Genomic DNA, 3,873 nt, shown 5'->3' on the forward strand with positions numbered 1-3,873 from the left:
AAGAGCTACGAACATTGCAGCAACAACAAGTTTTTTAACTTCAGCTTTTTTCATGATAAAAAATCCTCCTTTGCCTTCCGGCTTAAAATATTAGTCTGTTTCTCTATATCCAAAGCACTGAAAATGCCTGATATAATAGCTACTCCCGCTATCCCGCTTCCTGTAAGAAGATCCATATTGGAATCATTGATACCGCCTATGGCTACAATCGGTATAGAAATGTTTGAGGTGATCTCTTTATAGGTTTCAAGGCTTGTAAGAGGTTTGGCATCCTTCTTGGTTGAAGAGCCAAAGGCAGCTCCTACTCCCAGATAGTCAGCACCACATGTTTGAGCTATCTTTGCTTCTTCAAGGTTATGGGCTGTTGCACCTATTATGTAGTCCTTACCAAGGATGCTCCTTGCCTTGCTTACAGAAGTATCGCCCTGTCCGACATGAACTCCGGCAGCTTTTACTTTTAGGGCAACGTCAACATTGTCATTGATGATAAGAGGGATATTATATTTATCACATACTGATTTTATAGATTCTGCTCTTTTAATATACTCATCATCTGGTATATTCTTTTCACGAAGCTGGATTATTGTGGCGCCTCCAAGGATTGCCTTTTCTACAGCTTCTTCCAAAGATTTGCAATATAATGATTCTTTTGAAGCTTTATTACTATTACAAGAGTTATCTTCTAAGGAGGATTCACTGCAAGAATCATTGTCATTTAAAATCCAGCTTCTATCTGTAATGGCATATAGATTAAGATCACTTTTATCGAATCGGTATCTCCAGGTTTTATCAAGAAGGCTGAGTTCATCAATGAGAGTATTACGATAATTCATCGTGCCTATATTCCTGCTTCCATATACTCTGCGTTCAGCTTTCCTTGCACAGCTTTCATAATCCCTAATGCAGCTTTCTACGCTGTCTATATCAGTTATGTTTCCTTTTCTTCCTGCAGCAAGGTAAGTACCAATAAGGGCAGACATCATACAGCCTGCACCTGTAAACTGCTTTTGGAAGATAGATCCGCCCGGATATTCTTTATAGAAATCGTCTCTTGCAGATACTACAGTTACTGTTTCTCCGGAGATTACAATGATAGCGTCAAGCTTTTTGGATAAAGAGGTAACTGCATCCTTACTAAATCCAAGGCCTGCATCTTCAACTCCGCGTGAGATTACTTTACCAGATTGGAGTTTAAAGGGCATTATATTATCAGGTTGTTCTAATCTTCCATCTGTTTGATCAAGTCTTTCATCACATCTTTTATCAACAATCAAATCACATAGATTCATAATCTCAGTGGCATTACCCCTTATGCAGGTAACATTGATATCATTAAGAAGACGTAAGATATTTTCTTTTCTAAAAGTGGATGCTCCAACTCCAACAGGATCCAGAACAACAGGTATGTTTTTAGTATTAGCGCTTACCCCCGCAAGGCGAAAAGATTCGTATCTGTCTATAGATGGAGTACCAGCATTAAGTACAAGAGCATCGGAAGATGAAGTGATCTCGGACACCTCAAGCGGACTATCCGCGCCTATTGCAGTAGCACCTAATGCAAGTACTGCATTAACAGATATCTCAGCAGTTATATTATTAGTGATAATGTGGATCTGAGGATTGTGTTTTCGTATAAGACTCTTCATATTCATATCGTGGCTGGCTGAATATGTGATAGATTCCTCATACCTGAGGATAGAAGGAAAGCTTTGTACTATAGATGCTCGCTGTTTTAGCTTACATACAACATTTAGTACTGCTTCATCCATAGAGATACTCTTTATTCAATAAATAATCTTATCGAATAAAAAAGCGCCATCTAATTGGATGGCGCTAAATATAGCTAAAGTTACAAGTAGAGTGCTACTTGTCGACGATTCCTACGTTGGCATTATCCAAATCAGGTACAGGGTCGTGTTCTTCACACCTCTCAGCCGGTAACCAGCTCCCCTTGTCATATATTTAATTTGTATATATCATTTTTAACGTGCTACTGTAGTGTAGCACTTGTTATGGATTTTAGCAAGAATAAAATCACTGTGAGAACCTGTCACCATACGCTTGGTGGCAGGTTCTTATATATGCTAATTGTATAAATCTTCTAATGTAATCAGCTTTACATTAGACATATCAGCATTATGTACCCAATCTGTAAAGCCGCTTAAAGAAAACAAAATTAATGTTGTGACATTATAGTTGCCCGATATAAGCTTAGATCTTCTAACAAGGGTATCAAATATCTCTTTATCTATTTTTTCATTTTTAAATTTGCACTCACCCAAAATAGCAGTTTTATCTATTGTAGATATACCCACAACATCGATATCTGCAGACTGTTGATACCTCTTTCCGTTTGCATCTATCATCTGTTCAACACCCCACCAAGTACCAACTTCTGTAATAAAGGAACCAAATTCACCGAGAATACCGTGATCCAGAGTGTAATAACGACACATATCTTCAAATACACTTCCCATAAAAGAATGCAATCCACTCTTTACAACTTTTTCATAATATACTTGACCCTGGCCCATTTCTATCACGCTTATAGCTTTAGGAATAAACTGATACCAGAATTTAAACATATGATCTTTAAGAACATACTGAGTTTTCTTCTTGTTTTTTTCTTCTGTAATACATTTTTTCTTTTCTACAAGTCCTACATCAATCAGCTTTTCCAATGAATACAGAACTGTACTGTCTTTTTCTTTAACTTTAGCTGCTATAATATTAAGGGCTGTCTCACCTGAAGCAATCTGTTCAATAATATTGTTTACAAGGGTCACATCAGAAAATTCTTGTGTTAATAGGTTCTTTGTTTCATCAAATAGATAGCCATCAGTATTAAAGAAAAGTCTGATTATGTTTTCATCCAGACTTTTTGAAGAATCAAAAAGGGCCAGATACTTTGCTACTCCGCCTGTAACACCATAACAAATTGCCTTATCTTCTGGTGAATAATCTGGTACAAAAAGTGCGGAATCCTTGTAATTGAATGCTTCCAGCTTTATCTGAGCATCTCTACGCCCAAAAATAGGACTCTTTTCACTAAGCACCTTCTTTTCCATAAAACTAAGTGCCGAGCCACATAGAATAAGCATCAAGTTCTTATCCAACCACTGGGTATCAATGTATTTTTGCAAGACGGACAGCAAAGCCTCATCCTTTTCAGCCCAATATGGTAATTCATCAATAACCAAGATTATTTTTTCGTTTGTACCTGATACTTTGTTTGTTATTATATCAAAAACACTTTCTATATTTGAAAATGTAGCCTCACTGTACGCAGGATCCAACACGTCAAAAACCTGTTTTGAAAACAACTCCAGATTTCTGTCAGCACCTACTTTTGTAGCTGTGTAAAATATAGCTTTTTTCCCTTTAATAAACTCCCTGATAAGGAATGATTTACCTACTCTTCGGCGACCATAAATTACTGTCATTCTAAAACCATCTTTTTCATATATAGTCTGTAGTGATTCTAATTCTTTTTCTCTACCAATAAACATATGCGCTCCTTTTATTCAAATCATTTTTATTAAAATGCATTTGAATTAAAACTATCTGAATATAATATAGCACATTTTATACTCGCTTACCATACAATTTTGGTAACATTAAAAGCCCTATGGCGAACCATAGGGCTATAACTATCTAATACATGTTTATATTAATGTACTTATTTGTAACGCCAATTATCTTTCAGGAAGCTTCTCTGGTTCAGGATACTCAACGCCGAAAGTATCAACTGTAACACTCTTCATCTTCTGCTCGTTAACAGGTCTGTCGTTCCAGTCTGTCTGAGTATCAGCGATAGTATTAACAACGTCCATACCCTCAGTAACCTTACCGAATGCAGCATACTCGCCGTCA

The 3,873-nt window shown here is 36.7% G+C and carries 3 protein-coding genes and 1 riboswitch; all 3 genes read right to left on the reverse strand.

The window, feature by feature from the left end; all coding sequences use genetic code 11:
• Positions 1 to 50 precede the first annotated feature (50 nt).
• Entirely contained in the window at positions 51 to 1,769 is a 1,719-nt protein-coding gene (thiE, locus tag K6G87_RS04320; RefSeq protein ID WP_296834387.1) for a thiamine phosphate synthase, read from the reverse strand.
• 90 nt (positions 1,770 to 1,859) lie between these two features.
• A riboswitch (TPP riboswitch) is annotated at positions 1,860 to 1,962 on the reverse strand.
• A 122-nt stretch (positions 1,963 to 2,084) separates the two neighbouring features.
• Complete coding sequence (locus K6G87_RS04325; RefSeq protein WP_296834390.1) at positions 2,085 to 3,509, reverse strand: ATP-binding protein; 1,425 nt, start codon at positions 3,507 to 3,509, stop codon at positions 2,085 to 2,087.
• Positions 3,510 to 3,695: 186 nt separating this feature from the next.
• The coding region (locus tag K6G87_RS04330; RefSeq protein WP_296834392.1) for a peptidylprolyl isomerase at positions 3,696 to 3,873 on the reverse strand (178 nt) is incomplete at its 5' end.

This window comes from Butyrivibrio sp., assembly GCF_024699075.1.

What these genes read in the sequence shown, in the direction of transcription:
- thiE (WP_296834387.1), bottom strand. Translation starts at nt 1,769, where the DNA reads ATGGATGAAGCAGTACTAAATGTTGTATGTAAGCTAAAACAGCGAGCA.
- K6G87_RS04325 (WP_296834390.1), bottom strand. Translation starts at nt 3,509, where the DNA reads ATGTTTATTGGTAGAGAAAAAGAATTAGAATCACTACAGACTATATAT.